At 66.4% G+C, this 542-nt stretch carries 2 protein-coding genes; one reads left to right on the top strand and one right to left on the bottom strand.

The genetic code is table 11. The annotated features are described in order from the left end of the window. Nucleotides 1–40 precede the first annotated feature (40 nt). Nucleotides 41–286 (top strand): hypothetical protein, encoded by a 246-nt coding sequence (locus tag GEV06_29230; protein ID MPZ21919.1) that lies wholly within the window; start codon nt 41–43, stop codon nt 284–286. A 71-nt stretch (nt 287–357) separates the two neighbouring features. On the opposite strand, the gene GEV06_29235 is transcribed toward GEV06_29230, so the two are convergent. Beyond that, the coding region (locus tag GEV06_29235) for a hypothetical protein (protein MPZ21920.1) at nt 358–542 on the bottom strand (185 nt) is incomplete at its 5' end.

Here is a 542-nt window from a genome sequence, read left to right on the forward strand (position 1 = left end):
GGCGTAGATGGGCCAGGAGGGGCCGGCGCGGGACGCGGAGTTGTTCGCTCTCGCGCTGGTCGACCTGGTCGCAGACCTCGGCGTCGAGCCCCAGGAGGAGAGCCTGTCGCGTCTGATGGCGTTGGGTGAGCATCTGGAGGTTGAGCCTGCGTTGCGCGCGGCGCTGTTCCTGGCGGGTTGTGTTGTGGGGGTCGCTGGGGCTGCGGGGATGCCCGTGGATGCGTTTGTCGCTGCGCAGCGCGCCGAGGTGTTACGTCAGGCAGGGGGGCCGCCGACGCTGGTGTAGAATGACGTCGCGTTCGACGATCCGATTAATTTCCGCCGTGGCGGAAATAATTCCGTGCAGTTCCTCGGCCCTCACCGACATCCTGATTTATTTGAACACGTGTTCCAAGAATTCATCTCTTGGCGGCGGCGAGGCCTGCGTTGTACCCGCCGCGCCAGCCGTCCTCGTAGCCTTCCCGCAGCCCTTCGCGCAGCCCCTGGTTGAACGGGGTGTCGGGGGAGACCAGCCCCACCTTCTCCAGGTCGGCGCGGACGCG

The sequence above is a fragment of the Luteitalea sp. genome (assembly GCA_009377605.1).
Lineage (GTDB): Bacteria > Acidobacteriota > Vicinamibacteria > Vicinamibacterales > Vicinamibacteraceae > WHTT01.